The 23,405-nt window shown below is 71.3% G+C and carries 23 protein-coding genes; 10 read left to right on the top strand and 13 right to left on the bottom strand.

Going from position 1 to position 23,405, the window contains the following annotated elements:
• From MBSD_RS02350 to MBSD_RS02320, 7 genes are all read right to left on the bottom strand, one after another.
• On the bottom strand, nt 1-416 hold a 416-nt coding region (locus tag MBSD_RS02350; RefSeq protein ID WP_484502471.1), incomplete at its 3' end, for an ANTAR domain-containing protein.
• Nucleotides 409-6,408 carry a hybrid sensor histidine kinase/response regulator gene (locus MBSD_RS02345; RefSeq protein WP_062534696.1) on the bottom strand — a complete coding sequence of 2,000 codons (6,000 nt, stop codon included), beginning with the start codon at nt 6,406-6,408 and terminating at the stop codon, nt 409-411. The genes MBSD_RS02350 and MBSD_RS02345, both read right to left, overlap by 8 nt.
• 9 nt (nt 6,409-6,417) lie before the next feature.
• Nucleotides 6,418-7,290: a CheR family methyltransferase gene (locus tag MBSD_RS02340; protein ID WP_237071727.1), complete on the bottom strand. Its 873-nt coding sequence runs from the start codon at nt 7,288-7,290 to the stop codon at nt 6,418-6,420.
• Between the two features lie 146 nt (nt 7,291-7,436).
• On the bottom strand, nt 7,437-9,470 hold the full coding sequence (locus MBSD_RS02335; protein WP_062534694.1) for a methyl-accepting chemotaxis protein: 2,034 nt from the start codon (nt 9,468-9,470) through the stop codon (nt 7,437-7,439).
• 29 nt (nt 9,471-9,499) lie between these two features.
• Nucleotides 9,500-10,045 (bottom strand): chemotaxis protein CheW, encoded by a 546-nt coding sequence (locus MBSD_RS02330; protein WP_062534700.1) that lies wholly within the window; start codon nt 10,043-10,045, stop codon nt 9,500-9,502.
• Between the two features lie 13 nt (nt 10,046-10,058).
• The gene (locus MBSD_RS02325) at nt 10,059-10,430 is read right to left on the bottom strand and encodes a response regulator transcription factor (protein ID WP_062534692.1); all 372 of its coding nucleotides are present in this window, start codon (nt 10,428-10,430) and stop codon (nt 10,059-10,061) included.
• A gap of 33 nt (nt 10,431-10,463) precedes the next feature.
• The gene (locus MBSD_RS02320; protein WP_062534690.1) at nt 10,464-10,820 is read right to left on the bottom strand and encodes a response regulator; all 357 of its coding nucleotides are present in this window, start codon (nt 10,818-10,820) and stop codon (nt 10,464-10,466) included.
• A 286-nt stretch (nt 10,821-11,106) separates the two neighbouring features.
• Between MBSD_RS02320 and gshB the strand changes: the two genes are divergently transcribed.
• From gshB to MBSD_RS02295, 5 genes are all read left to right on the top strand, one after another.
• Entirely contained in the window at nt 11,107-12,054 is a 948-nt protein-coding gene (gene gshB, locus MBSD_RS02315) for a glutathione synthase (RefSeq protein WP_062534688.1), read from the top strand.
• Entirely contained in the window at nt 12,051-12,911 is an 861-nt protein-coding gene (locus MBSD_RS02310) for an energy transducer TonB (RefSeq protein WP_062534686.1), read from the top strand. The genes gshB and MBSD_RS02310 overlap by 4 nt, the downstream gene beginning before the upstream one ends.
• Before the next feature lie 143 nt (nt 12,912-13,054).
• Nucleotides 13,055-13,618: a YqgE/AlgH family protein gene (locus MBSD_RS02305; protein WP_062534684.1), complete on the top strand. Its 564-nt coding sequence runs from the start codon at nt 13,055-13,057 to the stop codon at nt 13,616-13,618.
• Complete coding sequence (gene ruvX, locus MBSD_RS02300; RefSeq protein ID WP_062534682.1) at nt 13,615-14,037, top strand: Holliday junction resolvase RuvX; 423 nt, start codon at nt 13,615-13,617, stop codon at nt 14,035-14,037. The genes MBSD_RS02305 and ruvX overlap by 4 nt, the downstream gene beginning before the upstream one ends.
• Nucleotides 14,034-14,948 carry an aspartate carbamoyltransferase catalytic subunit gene (locus MBSD_RS02295; RefSeq protein ID WP_062534680.1) on the top strand — a complete coding sequence of 305 codons (915 nt, stop codon included), beginning with the start codon at nt 14,034-14,036 and terminating at the stop codon, nt 14,946-14,948. Before ruvX ends, MBSD_RS02295 begins: the two co-directional genes overlap by 4 nt.
• Nucleotides 14,949-15,171: 223 nt before the next feature.
• Here MBSD_RS02295 and MBSD_RS02290 read toward each other — a convergent pair whose 3' ends face one another.
• Together MBSD_RS02290 and MBSD_RS02285 are read right to left on the bottom strand one after the other, a co-directional pair.
• Nucleotides 15,172-16,320 carry a PilT/PilU family type 4a pilus ATPase gene (locus tag MBSD_RS02290; RefSeq protein ID WP_062534678.1) on the bottom strand — a complete coding sequence of 383 codons (1,149 nt, stop codon included), beginning with the start codon at nt 16,318-16,320 and terminating at the stop codon, nt 15,172-15,174.
• Nucleotides 16,321-16,480: 160 nt separating this feature from the next.
• Nucleotides 16,481-17,518 (bottom strand): type IV pilus twitching motility protein PilT, encoded by a 1,038-nt coding sequence (locus MBSD_RS02285; protein WP_062534676.1) that lies wholly within the window; start codon nt 17,516-17,518, stop codon nt 16,481-16,483.
• Between the two features lie 96 nt (nt 17,519-17,614).
• Here MBSD_RS02285 and MBSD_RS02280 point away from each other — a divergent pair, with 96 nt between their 5' ends.
• The 4 genes from MBSD_RS02280 (at nt 17,615) to MBSD_RS02265 (ending at nt 20,288) form a co-directional block, all read left to right on the top strand.
• Nucleotides 17,615-18,286 carry a YggS family pyridoxal phosphate-dependent enzyme gene (locus MBSD_RS02280; protein WP_062534674.1) on the top strand — a complete coding sequence of 224 codons (672 nt, stop codon included), beginning with the start codon at nt 17,615-17,617 and terminating at the stop codon, nt 18,284-18,286.
• A gap of 31 nt (nt 18,287-18,317) precedes the next feature.
• A complete protein-coding gene (proC, locus tag MBSD_RS02275; protein WP_062534673.1) occupies nt 18,318-19,136 on the top strand; it encodes a pyrroline-5-carboxylate reductase in 819 nt (272 codons plus the stop codon).
• Between the two features lie 32 nt (nt 19,137-19,168).
• Nucleotides 19,169-19,744: a YggT family protein gene (locus MBSD_RS02270; RefSeq protein ID WP_062534671.1), complete on the top strand. Its 576-nt coding sequence runs from the start codon at nt 19,169-19,171 to the stop codon at nt 19,742-19,744.
• A gap of 88 nt (nt 19,745-19,832) precedes the next feature.
• A complete protein-coding gene (locus tag MBSD_RS02265) occupies nt 19,833-20,288 on the top strand; it encodes a DUF4426 domain-containing protein (protein ID WP_062534668.1) in 456 nt (151 codons plus the stop codon).
• A gap of 12 nt (nt 20,289-20,300) precedes the next feature.
• On the opposite strand, the gene MBSD_RS02260 is transcribed toward MBSD_RS02265, so the two are convergent.
• The 3 genes from MBSD_RS02260 to pdxH are packed head-to-tail and all read right to left on the bottom strand — an operon-like array spanning nt 20,301 to nt 22,141.
• Complete coding sequence (locus MBSD_RS02260) at nt 20,301-21,113, bottom strand: ABC transporter substrate-binding protein (RefSeq protein WP_062534667.1); 813 nt, start codon at nt 21,111-21,113, stop codon at nt 20,301-20,303.
• A 3-nt stretch (nt 21,114-21,116) separates the two neighbouring features.
• Complete coding sequence (locus MBSD_RS02255; RefSeq protein ID WP_062534665.1) at nt 21,117-21,557, bottom strand: secondary thiamine-phosphate synthase enzyme YjbQ; 441 nt, start codon at nt 21,555-21,557, stop codon at nt 21,117-21,119.
• Entirely contained in the window at nt 21,554-22,141 is a 588-nt protein-coding gene (gene pdxH, locus MBSD_RS02250; RefSeq protein ID WP_062534663.1) for a pyridoxamine 5'-phosphate oxidase, read from the bottom strand. The genes MBSD_RS02255 and pdxH overlap by 4 nt, the downstream gene beginning before the upstream one ends.
• Before the next feature lie 64 nt (nt 22,142-22,205).
• Here pdxH and MBSD_RS02245 point away from each other — a divergent pair, with 64 nt between their 5' ends.
• A complete protein-coding gene (locus MBSD_RS02245; protein ID WP_237071725.1) occupies nt 22,206-23,126 on the top strand; it encodes a kinase in 921 nt (306 codons plus the stop codon).
• Here MBSD_RS02245 and MBSD_RS02240 read toward each other — a convergent pair.
• The gene (locus tag MBSD_RS02240) at nt 23,077-23,394 is read right to left on the bottom strand and encodes a YbjQ family protein (RefSeq protein ID WP_114693183.1); all 318 of its coding nucleotides are present in this window, start codon (nt 23,392-23,394) and stop codon (nt 23,077-23,079) included. The genes MBSD_RS02245 and MBSD_RS02240 overlap by 50 nt on opposite strands.
• Nucleotides 23,395-23,405: the final 11 nt, after the last annotated feature.

Below are 23,405 nucleotides of genomic sequence, written 5' to 3'. Positions count from 1 at the left end.
CCGGCCGCCGCCGGCGCGGCATCGGCGCCCGCGTCGACATCCACCGGCCGCGCGTCCGCCGGCCGCGGCGGATCGACGTCGGCGCGGCCGAGGATCTTGGCGGCGAGGTGGCGCGCCCAGCGCGCCCGCGCCCAGCCTTCGAGGCCGCGGCTGGCGTCGGCGTCGTTGAACACCACGCGGCAGGCGCTGGCGTCCAGCAGGTCCTGCACGCGGTCGATCTGCGCCTCGACGGCGGCGTCGAGGTTGACCACCACGACGTCGACGCCGGCCAGCGCGTCGGCCGCCAGCGCGGTCGGCGCGCCCTCGTGGGCGATGCGCGCGCCGAGCTCGGTCAGCGCCGCGCGCAGCGGCGCGCCCAGCTCGGGATCCTCGAACAGCAGCGCGACGGTAGGCGGATGGGCCGTCATCTCAGACACGGCTCGCCTTCAGCGCGGCCTGCACTTCGCGCACCAGATCCATTTCCTGGTACGGCTTGCCGAGGTAGCGCTCGACGCCGATTTCCATCGCGCGCTGGCGGTGCTTCTCGCCGGTGCGCGAGGTGACCATGATGATCGGCACGTCCTTCAGGCGCGGGTCGTTCTTCATGTAGGTGGCCAGCTCGTAGCCGTCCATGCGCGGCATTTCGATATCGAGCAGCATCAGGTCGGGCACGCGTTCCTGCAGCTTCTCCACGGCGTCGAGGCCGTCCTTCGCGGTGACCACCTCGATGTCGTGGCGCTCCAGCACGCGACCGGTGACCTTGCGCATGGTGATGGAGTCGTCGACCACCATCACCAGCGGCTGGCGGCGCGGTTGCGTGACGGCGGGCGCCTGCGGCAGCGCCGGCTCCAACGCCACGCCTTCCACTTCCGCGCGCTCGCGCAGCGCGGCGGAACGGCGCACCAGCGGCGCCAGGTCGAGAATCATCACCACCGAGCCGTCGCCCATGATGGTGGCGCCGAAGATGCCGGGCACCGAGCTGACCTGCGGGCCGACCGACTTCACCACCACCTCGCGCGAGCCGATCACCGCGTCGATGCGCACCGCGGCGCGCTGGTCGCCGGTGCGGGTCATCAGCAGCGGCAGCTGCGTCTCGTCGCCGAGGTGCGCGGCCGGCACGCCGAGCAGCTGGGCGAGGTCGTGGATGGCGAAGGTCTCGCCGGCATAGGTGTAGCTGGGATCGGCTTCGGCGAGGCGGCGGTCGAGGTCGTCGCGGGCGATGCGCACCACGCCCTGCACCGACGACATCGGGATCGCGTAGGTGGTCTCGCCGAGACGCACCAGGATCGCCTGCGTCACCGCCAGGGTGAACGGCAGGCGGATGGTGAAGGTGGTGCCGCGGCCGCGTTCGGAATCGATCGCCAGCGTGCCGCCGAGCTGCTTGATCTCGCTGTGCACCACATCCATGCCGACGCCGCGGCCAGCGAGCTGCGTCACCGACTCCGCGGTGGAGAAGCCGGTTTCCAGCACGAAGCCGAACAGGTCGCGGTCGGAGAGCTGCGCGTCCGGCTTCATCAGCCCGCGCTCGATCGCCTTGCGGCGGATGGCGTCGCGGTCGAAGCCGCGGCCGTCGTCGGAGACGCGGATCACCACTTCCGTCGCCTCGCGGCTGACGCGGATGACGACCGTGCCCTCCTCCGGCTTGCCGGCGGCGCGGCGCTCGGCCGGCGTCTCGATGCCGTGCGCCAGCGCGTTGCGCAGCATGTGCTCGAACGGCGCCTTCATGCGCTCGAGCAGGTTGCGGTCCATTTCGCCCTGCGCGCCCTCGACGCGCAGCTGCGCGTGCTTGCCGACCTCCTGCGCCGCCTGGCGCAGGGTGCGGCGCAGCGACGGCACCAGCGAGTCGAACGGCACCATGCGGGTGCGCATCAGGCCTTCCTGCAGGTCGGAGCTGACGCGCGACTGCTGCAGCAGCAGGGTTTCCGACTGGCGGGTGAGGTCGTCCAGCAGGCCCTGGATCGACACCAGGTCGGAGACCGACTCGGCCAGCGCGCGCGAGAGCTGCTGCAGTTGCGAGAAGCGGTCCAGCTCGAGCGGGTCGAAGGTGGAGTCGCGGCCGGCCTCGTGCTCGCGCTGGTAGCGCGACAGGATCTGCGCCTCGGTCTCGATCTCGAGCTTGCGCAACTGCTCGCGCAGGCGGCTGACGGTCTGCTCGAACTCGACCAGATTGAAGCGGAAGGTCGAGATCTGCTGCTCCAGGCGCGAGCGGTAGATCGACACCTCGCCCGCGTAGTTGACCAGCGAATCGAGCAGCTCGGAGCGCACGCGGATCATTTCCTGCGGCGCGCGCGCCGGCTCCTCGAACGGTTCCGGCGCCGGCCGCGGCGCGGGACGCTGCGCGGCCGGTTTCGCTTCGGCGGCAGGCTGCGGCGCCGGCGCCTCGGCCGCGGCCGGCGGCACGGGCGCCATGGCGGCGGGCGCTTCCAGCGGCCGGCCTTCGGCCAGGGCCTCGAAGCGCGCGATCGCGTTGTCCGGCATGGCGATGGCGCGGCCGTGGGCGACGCGCTGCACCATGCCGTGCAGGCGATCGAAGCCGCGCTCCAGCGATTCCACGACCAACGGATCGGCCTGGCGGCGGCCCTCGCCGATCTGCTCGAGCAGGGTCTCCATGGCGTGGGCGAGGTCGCCGATCGGCGCCAGGCCGGCCATGCGCGCGCCGCCCTTCAGCGTGTGCAGGTCGCGCTGCAGGCCGCCGACCAGCTCGCGCTGGTGCGGCGCCTCGCGCAGCTTCGCCATCAGCGTGTCGGAATGGTCGAGGATGTCGGTGCCTTCCTGCACGAAGATCTCGAGCAGGTCGGTGTCGAGGTCGGGCAGGTCGAGCGGCCCCTCCGGATGCGGATCGTCGGGGAACGGCACGGCGGGCCGCGCGGCCGCGACCGGCGCCGCGGGCGCCTCCTCGGCGGGCGCCGCCGTCACGGCTGCGGGCGGCGTCTCGGCAACGGAGCCTTCCTGCGCCGCGCTCGCGGCGAGGTCGAGAGCGTCGATGACGGCATCGGGCGCCGGCATGACCGCGGCCTGCTGCGCGGACGCGTCGTCCGCCGCTTCCGTAGCGGACGGTTCTTCCGCCGGCGGCGCATCCGCGGGCGACGAGCTGAGCACGATCGCCTCGCCGAAATCGGCGAACTCGCCGAGGTCGAGGCCGATGCCGTGCTCCGCCGGCGTCTCGCCGGAAGCGGCGGTGTCGTCCAGCGCGGCCATCAACGCGGCCGTCAGGTCCTCGTCCGCGGCGCCGGCTTCCGGCAGCGCCATGCTGTCGGCGCCCGTCGCGGTCTCGTCGTCGGCAGGCGGGGGCGCGGCCTCCTCGTTGGCCTCCTCGTTGGCCGCCTCGGGTTCGTAGAACACGTGCGCGACCGTCGGCTCCGGCAGCGCGTCGCGCAGCGCGGCGATGCGCGCGGCCAGCGCGTCCGAGGCGGGCAGCTCGGGGCGCTCGGCGTCGAACTGCGCCATCACGTGGTCGACCAGGTCGGCCGCTTCGCGCAGCACGGCCACGCCGTCGGCGCCGGGCGCGGTTTCCAGCGCGCGCAGGCGCTTCAGGTAGGACTCCAGCGGCGCCAGCACGTGGCCGATCACCGGGATGTCGACCATCGCGATCGCGCCGTTCAGCGTGTGCACCGCGCGCAGCAGCGGCTCGCCCACCGCCGGCGCCTCGGTGGCGCACTGGGCGAGGTAGGCGCGCACGCTGCCGAGATGCTGGCCGACTTCGCTGCGCAGGATGTCCAGCAGCAGCGGATCGACCGGCGGCAGCACGGCCGCGGCGGACGCGGCCGCCGGCGCGGCGAAATCCGCGCCGGCGACGCCGGCCAGCGTCGCCGTCGGGATTTCCGCCGCCTGCGCGCGCGGACGCGGCACGCGGCGCTTGACGATGCGCTTGACCTTCTGCGTGCGCGGCGCGGCGACCTGCTCGACGCGCGCGCTTTCGCCGGCAGCGAGCCGGTCGGCCACGCTCATGATCGAAGCCAGCGGCGCGCTCGGCGCGCCTTCGCCGCGCAACGCGGCGAGCAGGCCGGGCAATGCATCGACCGCATGGCCGACCAGGGCGCGCACGTCCTCGTTGGGCGCGATCGTGCCGTCGAGCACGCGGTTCAGCATGTTCTCGACCTTCCAGCTGAACTCGCCCAGGGTCAACGCGCCGACCAGGCGGCCGGAGCCCTTCAGCGTGTGGAAGGAACGGCGCACCGGCTTCAGCGCCTCGAGATCCTCCGGATCGGAGGTCCACGCGGGCAGGTGGCGGCGCAGGTTCTCGATCTCCTCCTGCACCTCCTCGACGAACACCTCGCGGATCTCGGCGTCGATCTCGCCGGAGGCGGTTTCGAAACCGGCGTGCGCCGCCAGTTCGGCCTCGACCGGCACGTCCTCCTCGACCTCTTCCTCGATCTCGATCCAGTCGTCGTGGCCGGCATCCGCCGGCGGCGCGGTCGGCTCGGTCTCGGCCAGCTTCAGGCCGCGCAGCGGCTCGGCGTACGGTCCCGGCGTGTGCGCCTCGCCGACGACCAGGTCCTCGATGCCCCGGCCGGGCGCGATGCTGACCGGCTCGAACGGCGCCGCGTCTTCGCCGTCCGCACGGCGCTGCAGCTCGAGGCCGCTCAGGTCCAGGCTGTCGTCGGCGGCACCCGCGTCGCTCGGACGCAGCGAGGCGCTGCGGCCCTGCGGCAGGCTGTCGCCCCACTGCGGGAAATCGCCGGACGCGGCCGGCACTTCCGGCGGCGTCGTGGCTTCGCGCCGCGGCGGCACCGGCCAGTAGCCCAGCGCGGCGAGGCTCTGCTGCGTCACTTCGAGGATGCGGTCGCGTCCGCCGCGGTGCTCGCGCGCCGCTTCGAGGTAGTACTCGATCGACGCCAGCGCGTCGGCCAGCTTGTCCATCTGCTCCGCGGTGGGGATGCGGCGGTCGATGATCAGTTCGTTGTCGACGAAGCGGCCGATGCCGGCCAGCAGGTCGGCCGGGCGGTCGACGTCGAGCATGCGCAGCGCGCCGGCGATCTCCTCCAGCAGGCGCGGGATCTGCTCGACGCGCGCGTGGTCCCACGGCGATTCGATGAAGGCGACGATGTCCTCCTTCACCTTGCCGAGGTTCTGCGCGGCCTCGCGCATCAGCGCTTCGAGGATCTTGCGCGCCTCGGCCTTCGGCAGCGTCTCCGCCTCGCCGGTGTTCTCGACGCTGGCGCCGAGGCGGTCGATGTGGTCGTCCAGCGAGGCCTCGACGTACAGCAGCGCGCCGGCGACGTCGAGCAGCGTGCCCTCGTCGGCCGGACGCACGCGCGTGGCGATCTCCTCGACGATGCGGCGCTGTTCGCCGACCACGCGCCGCGGCACGCCCAGGCCGAGCATGCCGAGGGTGTCGCCGACGCGGTCGAGCAGCTCGGCCTGCGCGCCGAGCCGCGACGGGTCCTCGTCGCGCTGGCGCAGGAAAATGTCCAGCGATTCCTTGACGCGCAGCAGGTCTTCCTTGATCGCGTGCGCGACGGTGTCGAGCAGCGCGCGGTTGTGGCCGGAGATGGAGCCGCGGGCGTGCTCGATCTCCTTCTCGCTGGGCAGCAGCTGGTCGAGGCGGTAGGTGCGGCGGATCTGCGCGACGCGGCCGCTGGCCGGCGTCGCCTGCGCGGCGTAGTACAGCAGGTTGCGCACCAGTTCCTCGCCGTCGGCGTCGGCGAGCGCGTCCTCGCCGCGTTCGCCGAGCTGGCGCAGCGCGCGGTCGACGCGGCCGACCAACTGCTTCAGCGCCGAGCTGTCGGCGGTCAGCCGGCCGTGCTCCAGCGCTTCCAGCACGCCGCCGGCCACCCAGGCCATGCGGCGCGGCGGCAGCGTGTGGCAGAGCGCGGTGACGCCGTCGAGCACGCCGCGCATCTGCGCGAGGTGCGCCGCGGCGTCGCCCTGGCCGCGGAACCAGCCCAGCAGCGCCGGCTGGAAGCGCACGCGCAGCGCGGCGACCTCGCGCTTCAGCGTCGCCGCGTCCGCCGGCGTCGCCGCGCCCGGCACGTCGGGCGGCAGCGGCGCCTTCAGGTTCGGCGTGAACAGCACGTTCTCGGACAGCAGCTTCTCGCCGCGGCAGGCGCGCAGGTCGTTCAGCAGCGGCAGCAGGACGATCGGGATGTCCTTGTGGCCGCTCTGCAGGCGCTCGAGGTAGTCCGGCATCTGCACCATGCCGCGCATCAGCACGCCGTAGGCCTCGTCGCGCTGGCGCACCTGGTCGTCGAGCAGCGCCTGGGCGAGGCGCTCCATCTCCTCGACGACCATCGCCGCACCGTACAGCTCGACCATGCGCAGCGTGCCCTGCACCTGGTGCAGGTAGGTCGCGCAGAAGCGCATCAGGCTGGCGTCGGCCGGATCCTCGACGTAGGTCTCCAGCGCCTGCCGCGCCTGCTTCAGGGTCTCGTCGAGTTCCGCCTTGACCCAGTTGAGCGTGGTGAAGTCGATGTCTTCTTCGAGTCGCATGCGCGTGCCTCAGCGGTTGCGCAGGTAAGCGAGCGTGCCGGGACAGGCCACGCGGGTGAGCAGCGGGTGCGCGAATGCGGTGACCTCACCGGCGCCCAGCAGCAGCAGGCCGCCGGGCCGCAACAGGCCGGCGAGCTGCGCCAGCAGCTCGCGGCGGCGTTCGCGGGCGAAGTAGATCAGCACGTTCTGGCAGTAGATCAGGTCGAGCTGCTTCAGCGGCGCGCGGCCGGCGTCGAGCAGGTTGAGCATCGCGAAGCCGACCCGGCGGCGCAGGCGCTCGACCACGGTGAAGCTGTCCTCGCCGACCATCTCGACGTAGCCGGCGCGGTATTCCGGCGGGATCTCGCCGAGCCGCGAGGCGGGATAGACGGCGGCGCGCGCCGCCGCCAGCGCCGCATGGCTGACGTCGGTGGCGGTGACGCCGACGTAGGTCTGCGCCTCCGCGCCGCTCAGCGCGAGCTTGCGATCCAGCACCATGGCGAGGCTGTAGGCCTCCTCGCCGCTGGCGCAGCCGATGCTCCACGCGTGCAGCGCGCGCGCGCCGGCGCGCAGCTGCTCCGGCAGCCAGCGTTCGCCGATCAGCTGCAGCGAGGGCGGATGGCGGAAGAAGCGCGTCTCGTGGACGGTCAGGCGGTCGACCAGCGTGGTCCACTCGACCAGGCCGCTGCCTTCGGCGGCGACATGCGCGTAATAGCTGGCGTAGTCGGCGAAGCCGGCCTCGCGCATGCGTGCGCGCACCGCGCCGACCAGGAACGGCTTGCGCTCGGGCGCGACGACGACGCCGGTGCGCGCTTCCAGCAGGCGCACCCAGCGGGCGAATTCGGCGTCGTCCATCGGCGGCAGCGACGGATGGGACGACAGCGGGCCGAACGCGAGCGCCATGCCTGGACCATCCTCCGCAATCAAGCCGCGCCGCCTGCGCATGCGCGCGCCGCGCACGTCGGCCTGGCGCCGCGCGCGACGTCGGCGCGGCGGCGGTCGGGGCGGCGTTCGCGGGAACCGGTGCACACGATGCGGACGTTCCTCCGTCAATAGTTCGGCAGCTTGAAGTCCGCGACCGAACGGCGCAGGTCGGCGGCGAGCTGCGCCAGGTTGCCGATCGACTCGGCGGTCTGGCTGGCGCCGACCGAGGTCTGCGCGGTGATTTCCTGAATCACGTTCATCGTCGCCGAGATGTTGGTCGCCGCGGCCGACTGCTGGCGCGCCGCCTCGGAGATGTTCTGAATCAGGTCGGCGAGGTCGTTCGACACCTTTTCGATCTCGCCCAGTGCGGTGCCGGCGTCCTCGGCCAGGCGCGCGCCGGCGACCACCTCGGCGGTGGTCTGCTCCATCGAGCTGACCGCCTCGTTGGTGTCGGACTGAATCGTCTGCACCAGCGTCTCGATGCGCTTGGTGGCGTTGGAGGCGCGCTCGGCGAGGCGCTGCACCTCGTCGGCGACCACCGCGAAGCCGCGGCCCGCCTCGCCGGCCGAGGCGGCCTGGATGGCCGCGTTCAGCGCCAGGATGTTGGTCTGCTCGGCGATGTCGTTGATCAGTTCGACGATCGAGCCGATTTCCTGCGAGGACTCGCCGAGGCGCTTGATGCGCTTCGAGGTCTCCTGGATCTGCTCGCGGATCGAGTCCATGCCCTGGATCGTCTGGCGCACGATGCCGGCGCCCTTGGAGGCGATCTGCACCGAGCGCTGCGCCACTTCCGCCGATTCCGCCGAGTTCTTCGACACCTCGTCGATCGACACCGCGATCTCGTTGATCGCCGCCGACGCGGAGGTGATCTGCTGCGCCTGGTGCTCGGCGGCCTCGGCGAGGTGCATCGCGGTCGCCTGCGTCTCCTGCGCGGCCGCCGACACCTGCACGGCGGTCTCGTTGATCGTCGTCACCAGGCTGCGCAGCGCTTCCACCGCGAAGTTCACCGAGTCGGCGATCGCGCCGGTGATGTCCTCGGTCACCGTCGCCTTCACCGTCAGGTCGCCTTCGGCGAGCGATCCCATTTCGTCCAGCAGGCGCAGAATCGCCTCCTGGTTGCGCTGGTTCAGCTCGGCGGTGACCTGGCTGCGGCGGCGCTGGTCGTTGATCAGCGCCACCGCCAGCACGACCGCGCAGACCAGCGTGATCAGCGCGGCGATCGCGCCGATGATCAGATTCGGGAACGGCCGCAGCGTCGGCAGCTTGCCGAGGTTGGTCGCCACCTCGTTGGCGCGCAGCAGCACGTTCTGCGAATCCAGCGAGGCCTGGTTGGCGGCGTCCTTGACGTCCTGCAAGGTCGGCGCGGCGGTGATCAGCTTCTGCACCGGATCGCCGAGCTGGGTCCAGGTCTTCTGGATGTCCTCGAGGATCTGCCGCGCGCTGGCGTTGTCCATCGCACGGATGTTGAAGTCGGAGTTGCCCTCGATCAGGCCCTTCAGCACCGCGCTGTACAGCTGCGCGTCGCGCGACAGGCCGTCGGCGGCGGTGGCGGCGCCCTCGCCGCCCTGCAGGATCTCCTGCACGCGGCGGATCATGCGGTCGGCGAGCAGCATCTGGCGCGCGGCGGTGAAGGTCTGCGCGGCGCTGCCGTTGCGCTGCTGCAGGATGTTCACCACCTCGTCCATGCGCGAGTTCAGGATCGGCATCTGCCGCGCGAACTGGCCGGCCTGATCGGCCGAGTTCAGCACCAGCGCGCGCGCGGCCAGCACCTTGCTGACGTCGCCGTTCAACTGGTTCCAGGCCTGGGTCAGCGCGGCCAGCGAGGTGCCGACGCCGGCCGCGGCGGTGGCGTAGCCGGGCATGCCGGTCTTCGGGTCGCCCTTGTTCAGGCGCTGCACGTCCGAATCCAGCGCGTTGCGGGTGCTGTCGAGCTCGTTGAACGACTCGATGTTGCCGCCGGCCGCCTCGAATGCGTACTTCGAGATCTGCTGCGAGACCACCTGGATCTGCGCCGCCAACTGGGCCGCCTGGCGTTCCTGGTCGTTCTTGATGTTCAACCAGACGAAGTCCACCACGGCGACCAGGAACGCCAGCACCATGACGAAAATCAGCAGACCATGGCTGCGTTCCTTACCGATTGCCCCCGACGTCGTGCTCATGCTTCACCTCACCCTGTCGCAAGCCGGGTTCATGCCGCAGCCTGCTGGAAATCCGGCGCACGCACCAGGTTGGTCATGCTGAACATGCCCCAGCGCGTTTCCCCCAACATCACGTTCTCCACCACGAACCTCGCCAGCCGCTCGTCTTCCTCGGCGTCGGCGCCGGCGCGCTGCTCCTCGGAAAAATTGCGCTGGCCCAGCACCTCGTCCACCAGCAACCCGACGCTGCCGCCCTGCTGGCGCACCAGCAGCACGCGGCTCTGATCGGCGATATGGCCGCGCTCGCCGGTGAGGAACTGGCGCAGGTCGATCACCGGCACCAGATTGCCGCGCACGTTGGCCACGCCCAGCAGCCAGCCGCGCGTGCCCGGCACCGGCGCCAGCGTCGGCATGGTCAGGATTTCGTTCACCTCGGCGATGCTGCTGACGAAATACCGCTCGCCGACGCGGAAACCGATGCCGCGCCATAAGCCGGGCGCCTCGATCTGCTCCGGCATGCCGGCGACGTGCGCCAGGCTGCGCCGCTCGTACGCGGCCAGCAGCTCGAACGGCATCAGCGGCGTGCCAGCACTCATCGTCGCGGCGGCCTCATGCAGCATGCGGGAGCAGGTTGTGGATGCGCGCCAGCAGCTCCTTCTCGCTCACCGGCTTGGTCAGGAAGTCCTTGGCGCCCTGGCGCAGGCCCCAGACGCGGTCGGTTTCCATCGACTTGGTGGTGATGATCAGGATCGGGATGTTCGCGGTGTCCGGGTCGCGCGACAGGGTGCGCGTCGCCTGGAAGCCGTTCATGCCCGGCATGATCACGTCCATGATCACCAAATCCGGCTTCGCGCGCTTGACCGCGGCGATGCCTTCCTCGGCGCTGGACGCGCTGGACACCTTGTGGCCGGCCTTCTCGAGCAGCGTGGTGAACACGCGTACGTCGGTGGGCGAGTCGTCGATGATGAAGATGTGTGCCATGAGTACCCCCTGTGATACGCGCGTCCGCAGCGGTCACTTCAGCTCGACGTGCCGGCGGATCGCCCCGAGCAGTTCCTCGCGCGTGAACGGTTTGGTCAGGTACTGTTCCGAACCGACGATGCGTCCACGCGCCTTGTCGAACAGGCCGTCCTTGGAGCTGAGCATGATGACCGGCGTCGAGCGGAACATCTGGTTGTTCTTGATCAATGCGCACGTCTGGTAGCCGTCCAGACGCGGCATCATGATGTCGACGAAAATGATGTGCGGCTGCAGGTCGGAGATCTTGGAGAGGGCCTCGAAGCCGTCCACCGCGGTCACAACCTCGCAGCCTTCCTTCTTGAGCAGGGTCTCGGCGGTGCGTCGGATGGTCTTGGAATCGTCGATGACCATGACGCGCAGCCCGGAGAGGCCACCCTGTTTTGCGTTGTCTTCCACTCTCGACCCCCAGCCGCCACCTCAAGGGTTCGGCAAAGTAAGCTTGCAAGTCGCGTGCCGCCGCAGTCGCTCGCGCCCACGGCCACGACGGGCCGCAGCGCCTTCGCGTCCGCGGCCCGCATGCATCGCCCGATGACCGATGTCGGCTGTTTAACCAATGTTTATCAAAGCTGTCAAGTTGAGTCCCTAAGCGACTGCCAGCCAACGCTTCTCGCACCGCCCCAACCGCCGGAGACCGACCATGCCGCTGACCGTCGCCGTCCTGATGGACCCGATCGAGAAGATCAAGATCCGCAAGGACTCCACCTTCGCCATGCTGCTGGAAGCGCAGCGGCGCGGACACCGCCTCGTATACACGACGATGGGCGGGCTTGCCGTGCGCGATGGCACACCTTGGGCACGCCTGGCGCCGCTCGGCGTGCGCGACGACCCCGCCGGCTGGTTCGAGCTGGGTGACGCGCGTTGGCAGGATCTGCGCGAGGTCGACGTGATCCTGGCGCGCCGCGACCCGCCGGTCGACGCCCAGTACGTGTACGACACCATGGTGCTGGAACTCGCCCAGCGCGGCGGCGTGCTGGTGGTCAACGACCCGCAGGGCCTGCGCGACGCCAACGAGAAGCTGTTCTCGCTGCAGTTTCCGCAGTGCTGCCCGCCCACGCTGGTGGCGCGCGACCGCGGCGAGCTGAAGCGTTTCGCCGCCGAGCACGGCGAGATCGTGGTCAAGCCGCTGGACGGCATGGGCGGCCGCGGCATCTTCCGTACCCGTCACGACGACCCCAACCTCAACGTGATCCTGGAGACCGTGGTCGGCGACGGCAGCCAGCTCGCGGTGGCGCAGCGCTACATCCCGGACATCGTCAAGGGCGACAAGCGCATCCTGATGGTGAACGGCGAGCCGATCCCCTACGCGCTGGCGCGCATCCCGCAGGGCACCGATTTCCGCGGCAACCTCGCCGCCGGCGGCCGCGGCGAGGGTATTCCGCTGAGCGAACGCGACCGTTGGATCGCCGCCCAGGTCGGCCCCGAGTTGAAGCGACGCGGCCTGATCTTCGTCGGCCTCGACGTGATCGGCGACTGGCTGACCGAGATCAACGTCACATCGCCGACCTGCATCCGCGAGCTGGACGCGCAGTTCGGCATTAATATCGCCGGAACGCTGTTCGACGCGATCGAAGCCGCCCGTTCGTGAGTCACGCCGCCCGCACCAGCGCCGACCGCTTCGGCGTCACCCTGCTGTTCTCGCTGATCGTGCACGCGGTGGTGGCGCTCGGCCTCACCTTCGAGTTCGCCAAGCCGGCGCCCAGCCTGCCGGCGCTGGACGTGACCCTGGTGAACGCCGCCAACGCCGAGGCGCCGGACAAGGCCGACTTCCTCGCCCAGGCCAACAACCGCGGCGGCGGCGACGCCGACCGCGCGCGGCGCCCTTCGCAGACGTTCTCCAGCCCGCTGCCGAAGCCGGACGCCGGCATCGCGCCGCGGCCGCTTTCGCCCGCGGCGCCCAAGCGCAGCGACGCCGGCGGGCCGCAGGTGCTCACCCGCGCACGCTCCGACTACCAGGCGCCGAGCGACCCCGACCGGCGCGCGCAGCCGGTGCAGGCGCAGCAGCGCTCCGAGCTGACCGTGGACCGCCGCCTGGAGATGGCGCGGCTGGCCGCCGAGGTGCGGCAGGAATCCGAGGCGCTGGCCAAGCGTCCGCGCAAGAAGTTCATCTCCGCCAACACCCGCGAGTACGCCTACGCCGCCTACATGAAGGCCTGGGTGACCCGCATCGAGCGCATCGGCAACCTGAACTACCCCGACGAGGCGCGCCGCCGCCAGTTGCACGGCGACCTGGTGCTGACCGTCGGCCTGAACCGCGACGGCACGATCAAGAGCATGGACGTGATCCAGTCCAGCGGCCACAAGGTGCTGGACGACGCCGCCATGCGCATCGTGCGCCTGGCCGCGCCGTTCCCGCCGATCCCGCACGCCGGGGATCGCATCGACGAGCTGTACATCACCCGCACCTGGCAGTTCCTGCCGGGCGATGTCCTGCGGAATCGGTGAGGCGCGCGGGGAGCAGGGTTGAGGGAACAGGGGCGGTGCCGGACGCGTCGCTTCGATGATCCCTTTCGCACGCCCCCTTCCCGCGCCGCCCGCACTTTCCCCGCTCCCTCAACCCCGCTCCCTGCTCCGCGTACAATAACGCCATGCGCGAAGCCACCTTCCTGTCCGGCCATTTCCTGATCGCCATGCCGTCGCTGGGCGACTCGCAGTTCGCGCGCAGCGTCACCTTCCTCTGCCAGCACGGCGAGGAGGGGGCGATGGGGCTGCTGGTCAACCGCGTGTCCGACTATTGCCTGGGCGACGTGCTGGCGCAGATGAAACTGCCGTGCGAGGACAGCCACATCAACGAGGCGCCGGTGCTGTTCGGCGGGCCGGTGCAGCCGGAACGCGGCTTCGTGCTGCACGAGGCGGGCGGCAACTGGGACTCGAGTTTCCGCATCAACGAGCGGCTGGCGGTCACCACCTCGCGCGACATCCTGGCGGCGATGGCGGAAGGCCGCGGCCCGCGCCGCGCGCTGGTGGCGCTCGGCTATGCCGGCTGGAGCCCGGGCCAGCTCGAACAGGAAATGCGCGAGAACAGCTGGCTGACCGTCGAGGCCAACGAACAGATCCTGTTCGAGACGCCGCTGGAGCAGCGCTGGAGCGCCGCCGCGGCGCTGGTCGGCATCGACCTCTCGCAGCTCACCGGCTACGCCGGGCACGCATGAGCTGCGTGCTCGGATTCGACTACGGCACGCGGATGATCGGCATCGCGGTGGGCCATCGGCTCACCGGCGGCGCGCGCGAGCTCGCGGCGCTGGCCGCGCCGCGCGGCGAGCCCGATTGGGCGCGCCTCGACGCGCTGCTGGCGGAATGGAAACCCGACGCACTGGTGGTCGGCCTGCCGCTGACGCTGGACGGCGGCGAGCAGCCCGCCAGCCGCGGCGCACGCGCGTTCGCGCGCCGGCTGGAGAGGCGCTACCGCCTGCCCGTGCACCTCGTCGACGAACGCCACACCTCGCAGGAGGCGGCGCAGCGCTTCGCCGCGCAGCGCGCCGCCGGCCTGAAACGCCGCCGCGACGCGCAGGCGATCGACGCGCTGGCCGCCGCCGTCATCCTGGAAAGCTGGCTCGCCTCCCACCCATGACCACCGAACGTCTGCGCCACCTCACCACCCTCGAAGGCCTCGACCGCGCCACGCTGACGCGCCTGCTCGACCGCGCCGAGGCGATCCGCCGCGACGGCGCGCCGCGCGACCTGCTCGCCGGCCGCACCGTGCTGAACCTGTTCTTCGAACACTCGACGCGCACACGCACCTCGTTCGAACTGGCGGCGAAGCGCCTCGGCGCCGACGTGGTCAACTTCGACGTCGCGCTGTCCTCGACCCACAAGGGCGAATCGCTGCTCGACACCCTGCACACGCTGGAGGCGATGCGCCTCGACGCGCTGGTGGTGCGGCACCGGGAGGACGGCACGCCGGACCTGCTGGCGCGGCATGCGCGCAGCGCGGTCGCCGTGGTCAACGCCGGCGACGGCCGCCGCGCGCATCCCACCCAGGGCCTGCTGGACGCGCTGACCATCCGCCAGCACCGCCCCGACCTCGACCGCCTCACGGTGACGATCTGCGGCGACATCCGCCATTCGCGCGTGGCGCGCTCCGACGTGCACGCGCTCGCCACGCTGGGCGTCGGCGAGATCCGCCTGTGCGCGCCGCCGGCGCTGCAGCCGCAGCCGGCGGAATTCCCGCGCTGCCGCATCTTCGACGACTTCGACGCGGCGCTGGCCGGCGCCGACGTGGCGATCATGCTGCGCATCCAGAAGGAGCGCATCGCCGACGCGCTGCCCGACGACGGCGCCTACTTCCTGCGCTACGGCCTGGACGCGCGCCGCCTGGCGCTGGCGCGGCCGGGCTGTCTGGTGATGCACCCCGGCCCGATCAACCGCGGCATCGAGATCGCCGACGAAGTGGCCGACGGGCCGCAGTCGCGCATCCTCGACCAGGTCGCCAACGGCGTGTTCGTGCGCATGGCGGTGCTGGCCGAACTGCTGGGTCGCTGAGGTCGGCACGCCGCCGCCGCGCTGCGCAACCCGCGCCAGCCGGTGCCGGGCATGGCCGCCGCCGACGGGGCGGCAGGGTCGAATTCGCGCTGGCGCCGCCGAGGCCGAAGCTGCGCGAGTTGCGGGTGGCTCGGGCCCATGCCCTCGCCGCGCGGCGGCGTCCGCAGACGCGAAGGCCGCCCGCGGGCGGCCTTCGTCGTTCATGCGGCGGACGCGCGGCGGTTCAGAAACGCCGGCCGGGATCGTTGGATTCGACCAGGTCGACGCCGTCCAGCCCCTGGCTGAGCGTGTGCGCGTCGCCGCCCTGCGCCAGCTTGATGCGCAGGCGCACCTCGTTGGCCGAGTCGGCGTGGCGCAGCGCGTCCTCGTAGGAGATCTCGCCGGCCTGGTACAGCTCGAACAGGCTCTGGTCGAAGGTCTTCATGCCGAGGTTGGTCGACTCCTTCATCACGTCCTTGAGCTTGTGGATCTCGCCCTTGCGGATGTAGTCGGCGACCAGCGGCGTGCCCAGCATCACTTCCATCGCCACGCGGCGCGCCTTGCCGTCCGGCGTCGGGATCAGCTGCTGCGCGACGATGCCCTTCAGGTTCAGCGACAGGTCCATGAACAGCTGCGGCCGCCGGTCCTCGGGGAAGAAGTGGATGATGCGGTCGATCGCCTGGTTGGCGTTGTTGGCGTGCAGCGTGCACAGGCACAGGTGGCCCGTTTCCGAGAAGTTGATGGCGTGCTCCATCGTCTCGCGGGTGCGCACCTCGCCGATCAGGATCACGTCGGGCGCCTGGCGCAGGGTGTTCTTCAGCGCGTTTTCCCAGCTGTCGGTATCGATGCCGACCTCGCGCTGGGTGATGATGCAGCCCTCGTGCTTGTGCACGTACTCGATCGGGTCCTCGATGGTGATGATGTGGCCGGTCGAGTTCTGGTTGCGGTAGCCGACCATCGCCGCCAGCGAGGTCGATTTGCCGGTGCCGGTGGCGCCGACGAAGATGATGATGCCGCGTTTGGTCATCGCCAGCTGCTTGATGATCGGCGGCAGGTTCAGCTCCTCGATCGTCGGGATCTTGGTCTCGATGCGGCGCAGCACCATGCCGACGCAGTTGCGCTGGTAGAAGCACGAGACGCGGAAACGGCCGACGCCGGTGACGCTGATGGCGAACTGGCACTCGTGGGTCTTCTCGAACTCCTCGCGCTGCGCCGGCGTCATCACGTTCAGCACCATGTCGCGCGACTGCTGCGCCGTCAGCGCGTTTTGCGTGATCGGCACGATGCGGCCGTTGACCTTCATGCTGGGCGCGACGCCGGCCGTGATGAACAGGTCGGACGCCTTCTTGTGCACCATCAGTTTGAGGAAGGAGGTGAAATCGATGTCGCTCATGGTGTCGCTCCCGGGACTCGGGACTCGGGACTCGGGACTCGGCAAAGCGATTCTCGCCAAGCGTGTTCCGAAGCCGTACGTCCAATCCCTGCGCTGAATTGCATCGGCGGCCTTTCGCGCCGCCTTTCGAGTCCCGGGTCCCCAGTCCCGAGTCCCGCCCTCACTTGAAGATTTCCTTGTTCTTGGCGTACTCCATCGCCTGCTGTCGCGTCACCAGGCCGCGCTTGACGAGGTCCTGCAGGCACTGGTCCAGGGTCTGCATGCCGTATTGCTGGCCGGTCTGGATCGAGGAATACATCTGCGCGACCTTGTCCTCGCGGATCAGGTTGCGGATGGCCGGGATGCCGACCATGATCTCGTGCGCGGCGATGCGGCCGCCGCCGACCTTCTTCAGCAGCGACTGCGAGATCACCGCGCGCAGCGACTCCGACAGCATCGAGCGCACCATCGGCTTCTCGCCGGCGGGGAACACGTCGATGATGCGGTCGATGGTCTTGGCGGCCGACGAGGTGTGCAGGGTGGCGAACACCAGGTGGCCGGTCTCGGCGGCGGTCAGGGCCAGGCGGATGGTCTCGATGTCGCGCATCTCGCCGACCAGGATGTAGTCGGGGTCCTCGCGCAGCGCCGAGCGCAGCGCCTCGTTGAAGCCGTGCGTGTCGCGGTGCACCTCGCGCTGGTTGATCAAGCACTTCTGCGCGGTGTGCACGAACTCGATCGGGTCCTCGATGGTGAGGATGTGCCCGTACTCGTTCTTGTTGATGTGGTCGATCATCGCCGCCAGCGTGGTCGACTTGCCGGAACCGGTCGGGCCGGTGACCAGGATCAAGCCCTGGGGCTGCGCGATCAGCTCCTTGAAGATCTTCGGCGCGCCGAGGTCCTCCAGCGTCAGCACCTCGGAGGGAATGGTGCGGAACACGGCGCCGGCGCCGCGGTTCTGGTTGAACGCGTTGACGCGGAAGCGCGCCAGGCCGGGGATCTCGAACGAGAAGTCGACCTCGAGGAATTCTTCGTAGTCGCGCCGCTGCTTGTCCGACATGATGTCGTACACCAGCGAGTGCACCTGCTTGTGGTCGAGCGACGGGATGTTGATGCGGCGCACGTCGCCGTCGACGCGGATCATCGGCGGCAGGCCTGCGGACAGATGCAGGTCCGAAGCCTTATTCTTGACGGAGAACGCCAGCAGCTCGGCGATATCCATGTACGGCACCCCCAGGTTCGAACAAGAAACGCGCGCCCCTCGCCGCGGGCAGTATAACCACAGCCCAACGCCCGCGGCGCGCGGCGCGGAGGACGCATGAGCGCGCCGGCGGCGGCGCTGGCCGCGGTACGTGCGCGCATCGACGAGGCGGCGGCACGGGCGGGGCATCCGGTCGCGCTGGTCGCGGTGTCCAAGACCCAGCCGGCCGCCGCCGTGCGCGCGCTCGCCGCGGCCGGCCAGCGCGCGTTCGGCGAGAACTATGTCCAGGAAGCCCTGGCCAAGCAGCGCGAGCTGGCCGATCTCGCGCTGGAATGGCATTGCATCGGTCCCCTCCAATCCAACAAGTGCCGCGAAGTCGCCGCGCATTTCGCCTGGCTGCAGAGCCTCGACCGCGAAAAACTGATCGAACCGCTGTCGCGCCACCGCCCGCCCGACCTGCCGCCGCTGAACGTGCTGGTGCAGGTCAACATCGACGCCGAGGCCAGCAAGTCCGGCTGCGCGCCCGCCGACGTGCCGCGTCTCGCCGCCGCTGCCGCCGCCGCGCCCGGCCTGCGCCTGCGCGGGCTGATGGCGATCCCGCAGCCGGCCGAACCGGCACGGCGGCGCGCCGCATTCGCGCGCATGCGCGCGCTGTTCGACGCGCTCGCCCGCGACCACGCCGACGTCGATACCTTGTCGATGGGCATGTCCGACGACTTCGAGCTGGCCATCGCCGAGGGCGCCACCATGGTGCGCGTCGGCAGCGCCCTGTTCGGGCCGCGCGGCTAAGCTAGGCCATCCACGCAAGGGAAAACGTGCAATGAATCGCATCACGTTCATCGGCGGCGGCAACATGGCGCGCAGCCTGATCGGCGGCCTGGTGCGCACCGGCACCGCCGGGGCGGCGATCGCCGTGGCCGAACCGCTCGCCGATGCGCGCGAGGCGTTGGCGCGCGAGTTCGGCGTCGCCGCCTATGCCGACAACGCCGAGGCCGCGCGCGGCGCCGACGTGCTGGTGCTGGCGGTGAAGCCGCAGGTGATGCGCCGGGTCTGCGAAGGGCTGGCGCCGGCCGTGCAGGCCGCCCGCCCGCTGGTGATCTCGGTCGCCGCGGGCATCCGCCTCGCCCAGCTCGAGCGCTGGCTGGGCGGCCGCCTGCCGATCGTGCGCGGCATGCCGAACACGCCGGCGCTGATCGGCGCCGGCGCCACCGGCATGGTCGCCAACCTGCGCGTCGGCCCGCCGCAGCGCGCCCAGGCCGAGCACGTGCTCGGCGCCGCCGGCCTGGCGGTGTGGATCGACGACGAGGCGCAGATGGACACCGTCACCGCGCTGTCCGGCTCCGGTCCGGCCTACTTCTTCCTGCTGGTCGAGGCGCTGGAAGACGCCGCCGCGAAGCAGGGCATGCCGCGCGAGACCGCGCGCCGTCTCGCCGTGCAGACCTGCCTCGGCGCCGGCCGCATGCTGGCCGAGGGCGGCGAGCCGCCCGCCGCGCTGCGCCGGCGCGTCACCTCGCCCGGCGGCACCACCCAGGCGGCGCTGGACACCTTCGCCGCCGGCGGCTTCGCGGCGCTGGTCGCCGACGCCGTCGCCGCCGCCACCCGCCGCGGCGCCGAGCTGTCGGCGCAGCTCGGCGACTGACATCATTCGCTTGCCAACCCGCGGGACTCGACATGGGCTACTTCGCCAACGCCGCACAGATCCTGATCCAGTTCGTGTTCGGCGCGATCATCGGACTGTTCGTGCTGCGCATGCTCGCCGAGGCGGTGCGCGCGGACTTCTACAACCCGATCTGCCAGTTCCTCTACCGCACCACCAACCCGGTGCTGACGCCGCTGCGCCGCGTGGTGCCGACGTTCCGCCGCATCAACCTCGCCGCGCTGCTGGTCGCCTGGCTGGTCGAGGTGCTGAAGCTGGTGCTGTTGTTCGCGCTGGCCGCGGGCGTGCTGCCGGGATTGCTCGGCCTGGTGGTGATGGCGCTGGCCGAGCTGATCGATTTCCTGCTGGTGCTCTACCTCGCGCTGGTGTTCGCCTGGGCGCTGATGAGCTTCCTCTCCGTCGACGCCGGCCATCCGCTGATCCCGCTGGTCGGCCGGCTGGTGGAGCCGCTGCTGCGTCCGCTGCGGCGCCGGCTGCCGGCGCTGGGCGGCCTGGATTTCTCGCCGGCGGTGGCGATGCTGGCGATCGTGCTGGCGCGCGTGCTGCTGGTCGAGCCGCTGTTCGACTTCGGCCGCCGGCTGGCGCTGTAAGCCCCGCGTCTCCGGCCCGTTCCACGTTCGGGGAGCCCGCCGGTCGCGGGTGTATGATTCGGACAGGTCGCCACGGGAGGCCCGGGTCATGAAACACGCCCTGCGCATCACGTTGATCGGCGCCGCGCTGGCGCTGCTGCTCCTGCTGGTGCCGCGCGGCGCCGCCGCCGCGCAGGCCGAGCGCTTCGGCGACTACATCGTCTACTACAGCGCGCTCGCCACCGACCAGTTGCCGCCGGAAGTGGCGAAGACCTACGGCTTCGTGCGCTCGAGCCACCGCGGCCTGCTGAACGTCGCGGTCAAGCGCGGCGCCGCCGACGCCACCGCCGTCGCGGTCGCCGCCGAGGTCAGCGGCAGCGCCACCAACCTGGCCAACCAGCGCACGACGGTGCGCTTCCGCGAAGTCCGCGACGGCGACGCGATCTACTACCTCGGCGAATTCCCGGTCAGCGGCGCCGACACCATGCGCTTCGAGCTGAAGGTGACGCCGGCCGGCGGCGCCACGCACACGCTCAGCTTCAGCCAGAACTACGTCACCGACTGAGCGCCGTCGCGCTCAGCTTCGCCCATCGCTGCGCGTCGCCCAGGTGGCGATGATCCGATGCAGCGCGTCCAGCCCGTCGAACAGCGCGGCCGGGCCGGGCTGCAGGATGATCGGCGACTTGATCTCGTGCAGTTCGCCGTCGCGCACCGCCGGGATCGCCTGCCAGCCGGGACGCGCGGCCATCTGTTCGGGGCGGAATTTCTTGCCGCACCAGGAGGCGAGGATCAGGTCCGGCCGGCGGCGCGCCACCTCGTCCGCATCGGCGAGGATGCGGTCGCGCGCCAGCGGGCGTTCGGCCAGCTCGGGAAACACGTCGTCGCCGCCGGCGATGCGGATCAGCTCGGCGACCCAGCGGATGCCGGAGATCATCGGCGCGTCCCATTCCTCGAAGTACACGCGCGGCCGCCGCGGCAACCGCGCCGCCGCCGCGCGCACCGCATCGAGGTGCGCTTCCGCCCGGCGCGCGTAGGCCTCGGCGCGTTCCGCCGCGCCGACCATCGCGCCGAGGCGGCGGATGTAGCCGAGGATGCCGTCGACGCTGCGGTGGTTGCTGATCCACACCTCGACGCCGGCGCGGATCAGCGCCTGCGCGATGTCGGCCTGGATGTCGGAGAAGCCGATCACGAGGTCCGGCTGCAGCTTCAGGATCTCGTCGATCCTGGCGCTGGTGAACGCGCTGACCTTGGGCTTCTCGCGCCGCGCCTGCGGCGGCCGCACGGTGAAGCCGGAGATGCCGACGACGCGCCGCTGCTCGCCGAGCGCGTACAGCACTTCGGTGGGCTCCTCCGTCAGGCAGACGATGCGCTGCGGGTAGGGATCGCCCATCGCTCAGTGCCCGACCACGGTGACCGTGACCTTGCGCTGGTGCGGCTCGGTGCGGTGCTCCCACAGGAACACGCCCTGCCAGGTGCCGAGCAGCAGCTTGCCGGCATGCACCGGCAGCGACAGCGAGACGCCGGTCAGCACCGAGCGCACGTGCGCCGACATGTCGTCCGGACCCTCGGCGTCGTGCTCAAACAGCGCGTCGCCGTCGACCACCAGGCGCGCGAACCAGCGCTCGAGGTCGCCGCGCACGGTCGCATCGGCGTTCTCGCAGAGGATCAGCGAGCAACTGGTGTGGTGCACGAACACGTGCGCCAGCCCGGTGTGCACGCCGCTCTGCAGCAGCGCCTCGCGCACGCGCTCGGTGATCTCGGTGAAGCCGCGCCCGCGCGTGTGCACGCCGAAGCTGGACTGCGCGACGTGGGTGGCGGGCTGGGCGTGGCTCATGGATACAGCTCGCGGCGCTGCCAGCGGCCGTCGACGTATTCCCACAGCACGCGCTCGTGCATGCGGAACTGCGCGCCGTACCAGAACTCGACGCGATCCGGCACCACGCGATAGCCGCCCCAGTGCGGCGGCCGCGGCACGTCGCGGCCGGCGAACTCGCGCTCGTAGTGCGCGACGCGCTGCTCGAAAATGGCGCGGTCGGGCAGGGTCTGCGACTGCAGCGAGGCCCAGGCGCCGATCTGGCTGAGCCGCGGGCGCGTGGCGAAATAGGCGTCGGAGTCGGCCGCCGGCAGCGGCTCGACCGCGCCCTCGACGCGCACCTGCACGCCCTCGCGCAGCGTCTTCCAGTGGAAGCACAGCGCCGCCTGCGGATGGCGGGCGATCTGCGCGCCCTTGGCGCTGGTGTAGTTGGTGAAGAAGCGGAAGCCGTCGGCGTCGACGCCCTTCAGCAGCACGATGCGCGCGGAGACGCGGCCATCGTCGTCGGCGGTGGCCAGGGTCATCGCGGTCGGCTCGGGATCGCCGGCGGCGCTGGCCTCGGTCAGCAGGGTGCGGAAGGTATCGAGGATTTCGGGGCTCAGCATGCGGCCTCGCGGATGCGGTGGCGGCGTCCGCGCCGGTATGCTCGCCGCGACCGGCGGGGGACGCATGATCGGCGGAGATGCTAGCACGGGCCCGGCGGCGCTCGCGGCGCCGCTGCTGCGGTACTACGCCGCGCGCATCGCGCGGGCGCGGCGGCCGTTCGTGCTGGGCATCTCCGGCCTGCAGGGCAGCGGCAAGAGCACGTTGGCGCGGGCGCTGCTGCGCGAGGCGCGGCGCCGGGGCCTCTCCGCGGTCGCGCTGTCGCTGGACGACGTCTATCACGGACGCCGCGCGCGCGCCGCGCTGGCGCGCCGCGTGCACCCGCTGTTCGCCACGCGCGGCGTGCCGGGCACGCACGACCTCGCCCTGCTGACGCGCACGCTCGAGGCGCTCGCCCGCGCCTCGCCGCGCCGCCCGGCGCGCCTGCCGCGCTTCGACAAGGGCCGCGACACGCGCAAGCCGCCGTCGCACTGGCCGCGCGTCGCGCGCGCGCCCGACCTGATCGTGCTGGAGGGTTGGTGCCTCGGCCTGCGGCCGCAGCGCGCGCAAGCGCTTTCCGTTCCGGTCAACGCGCTGGAGCGCCGCGAGGATGCGGACGGCCGCTGGCGCCGCGCCGTCGACCGCGCGCTGCGCGCCTACCAGCCGCTGTGGCGGCGTCTGCATGCGCTGGTGCTGCTGGCGGCGCCGTCGTTCGCGGTGGTGCGCCGCTGGCGCGGCGAACAGGAGCGCGCGCTGCGCCGGCGCGGCGCGCCGCGCGCGATGGACGCGGCGGCGCTCGACCGCTTCATCGCCCACTACGAGCGCCTCGGCCGGCACGCGCTGGCGACCCTGCCGCCGCGGGCGGACGTGCGCATCGAACTGGACGCCGCGCGGCGCGTGTTGCGAGCCTTCGGCACATCATGCCGCCCGCGCGGAATGGATCGCAGCATCCCTGGCATCAAGCCGGCTCGACCACCACCGCCGTGCCGTAGGCCAGCACCTCGGTGACGCCCTGCATCACCTCGTTGGCGTCGTAGCGCATCGCGATCACCGCGTTGGCGCCCAGCACCGCGGCGTGCTCGAGCATCAGCTCGAAGGCGTCCTCGCGCGCGCGCTCGCACAGCTCGGTGTACAGGCTGATGTTGCCGCCGACCAGGGTCTGCAGCGCGGCGCCGATGTTGCCGATCACGCTGCGCGAGCGCACGGTGATGCCGCGCACCACGCCGAGCTGGCGCACGACGCGATGGCCGGCCAGCTCGGTGCCGGTGGTGACCATGTGGCGGGCGA

This window comes from Mizugakiibacter sediminis (genome assembly GCF_000953855.2).
GTDB lineage: Bacteria > Pseudomonadota > Gammaproteobacteria > Xanthomonadales > Rhodanobacteraceae > Mizugakiibacter > Mizugakiibacter sediminis.
This window is presented reverse-complemented; position numbering and strand designations above follow the sequence as displayed.

What these genes read in the sequence shown, in the direction of transcription:
- MBSD_RS02345 (WP_062534696.1), bottom strand. Translation starts at nt 6,408, where the DNA reads ATGCGACTCGAAGAAGACATCGACTTCACCACGCTCAACTGGGTCAAG.
- MBSD_RS02340 (WP_237071727.1), bottom strand. Translation starts at nt 7,290, where the DNA reads ATGGCGCTCGCGTTCGGCCCGCTGTCGTCCCATCCGTCGCTGCCGCCG.
- MBSD_RS02335 (WP_062534694.1), bottom strand. Translation starts at nt 9,470, where the DNA reads ATGAGCACGACGTCGGGGGCAATCGGTAAGGAACGCAGCCATGGTCTG.
- MBSD_RS02330 (WP_062534700.1), bottom strand. Translation starts at nt 10,045, where the DNA reads ATGAGTGCTGGCACGCCGCTGATGCCGTTCGAGCTGCTGGCCGCGTAC.
- MBSD_RS02325 (WP_062534692.1), bottom strand. Translation starts at nt 10,430, where the DNA reads ATGGCACACATCTTCATCATCGACGACTCGCCCACCGACGTACGCGTG.
- MBSD_RS02320 (WP_062534690.1), bottom strand. Translation starts at nt 10,820, where the DNA reads ATGGTCATCGACGATTCCAAGACCATCCGACGCACCGCCGAGACCCTG.
- gshB (WP_062534688.1), top strand. Translation starts at nt 11,107, where the DNA reads ATGCCGCTGACCGTCGCCGTCCTGATGGACCCGATCGAGAAGATCAAG.
- MBSD_RS02305 (WP_062534684.1), top strand. Translation starts at nt 13,055, where the DNA reads ATGCGCGAAGCCACCTTCCTGTCCGGCCATTTCCTGATCGCCATGCCG.
- ruvX (WP_062534682.1), top strand. Translation starts at nt 13,615, where the DNA reads ATGAGCTGCGTGCTCGGATTCGACTACGGCACGCGGATGATCGGCATC.
- MBSD_RS02295 (WP_062534680.1), top strand. Translation starts at nt 14,034, where the DNA reads ATGACCACCGAACGTCTGCGCCACCTCACCACCCTCGAAGGCCTCGAC.
- MBSD_RS02290 (WP_062534678.1), bottom strand. Translation starts at nt 16,320, where the DNA reads ATGAGCGACATCGATTTCACCTCCTTCCTCAAACTGATGGTGCACAAG.
- MBSD_RS02285 (WP_062534676.1), bottom strand. Translation starts at nt 17,518, where the DNA reads ATGGATATCGCCGAGCTGCTGGCGTTCTCCGTCAAGAATAAGGCTTCG.
- MBSD_RS02280 (WP_062534674.1), top strand. Translation starts at nt 17,615, where the DNA reads ATGAGCGCGCCGGCGGCGGCGCTGGCCGCGGTACGTGCGCGCATCGAC.
- proC (WP_062534673.1), top strand. Translation starts at nt 18,318, where the DNA reads ATGAATCGCATCACGTTCATCGGCGGCGGCAACATGGCGCGCAGCCTG.
- MBSD_RS02270 (WP_062534671.1), top strand. Translation starts at nt 19,169, where the DNA reads ATGGGCTACTTCGCCAACGCCGCACAGATCCTGATCCAGTTCGTGTTC.
- MBSD_RS02265 (WP_062534668.1), top strand. Translation starts at nt 19,833, where the DNA reads ATGAAACACGCCCTGCGCATCACGTTGATCGGCGCCGCGCTGGCGCTG.
- MBSD_RS02260 (WP_062534667.1), bottom strand. Translation starts at nt 21,113, where the DNA reads ATGGGCGATCCCTACCCGCAGCGCATCGTCTGCCTGACGGAGGAGCCC.
- MBSD_RS02255 (WP_062534665.1), bottom strand. Translation starts at nt 21,557, where the DNA reads ATGAGCCACGCCCAGCCCGCCACCCACGTCGCGCAGTCCAGCTTCGGC.
- pdxH (WP_062534663.1), bottom strand. Translation starts at nt 22,141, where the DNA reads ATGCTGAGCCCCGAAATCCTCGATACCTTCCGCACCCTGCTGACCGAG.
- MBSD_RS02245 (WP_237071725.1), top strand. Translation starts at nt 22,206, where the DNA reads ATGATCGGCGGAGATGCTAGCACGGGCCCGGCGGCGCTCGCGGCGCCG.
- MBSD_RS02240 (WP_114693183.1), bottom strand. Translation starts at nt 23,394, where the DNA reads ATGGTCACCACCGGCACCGAGCTGGCCGGCCATCGCGTCGTGCGCCAG.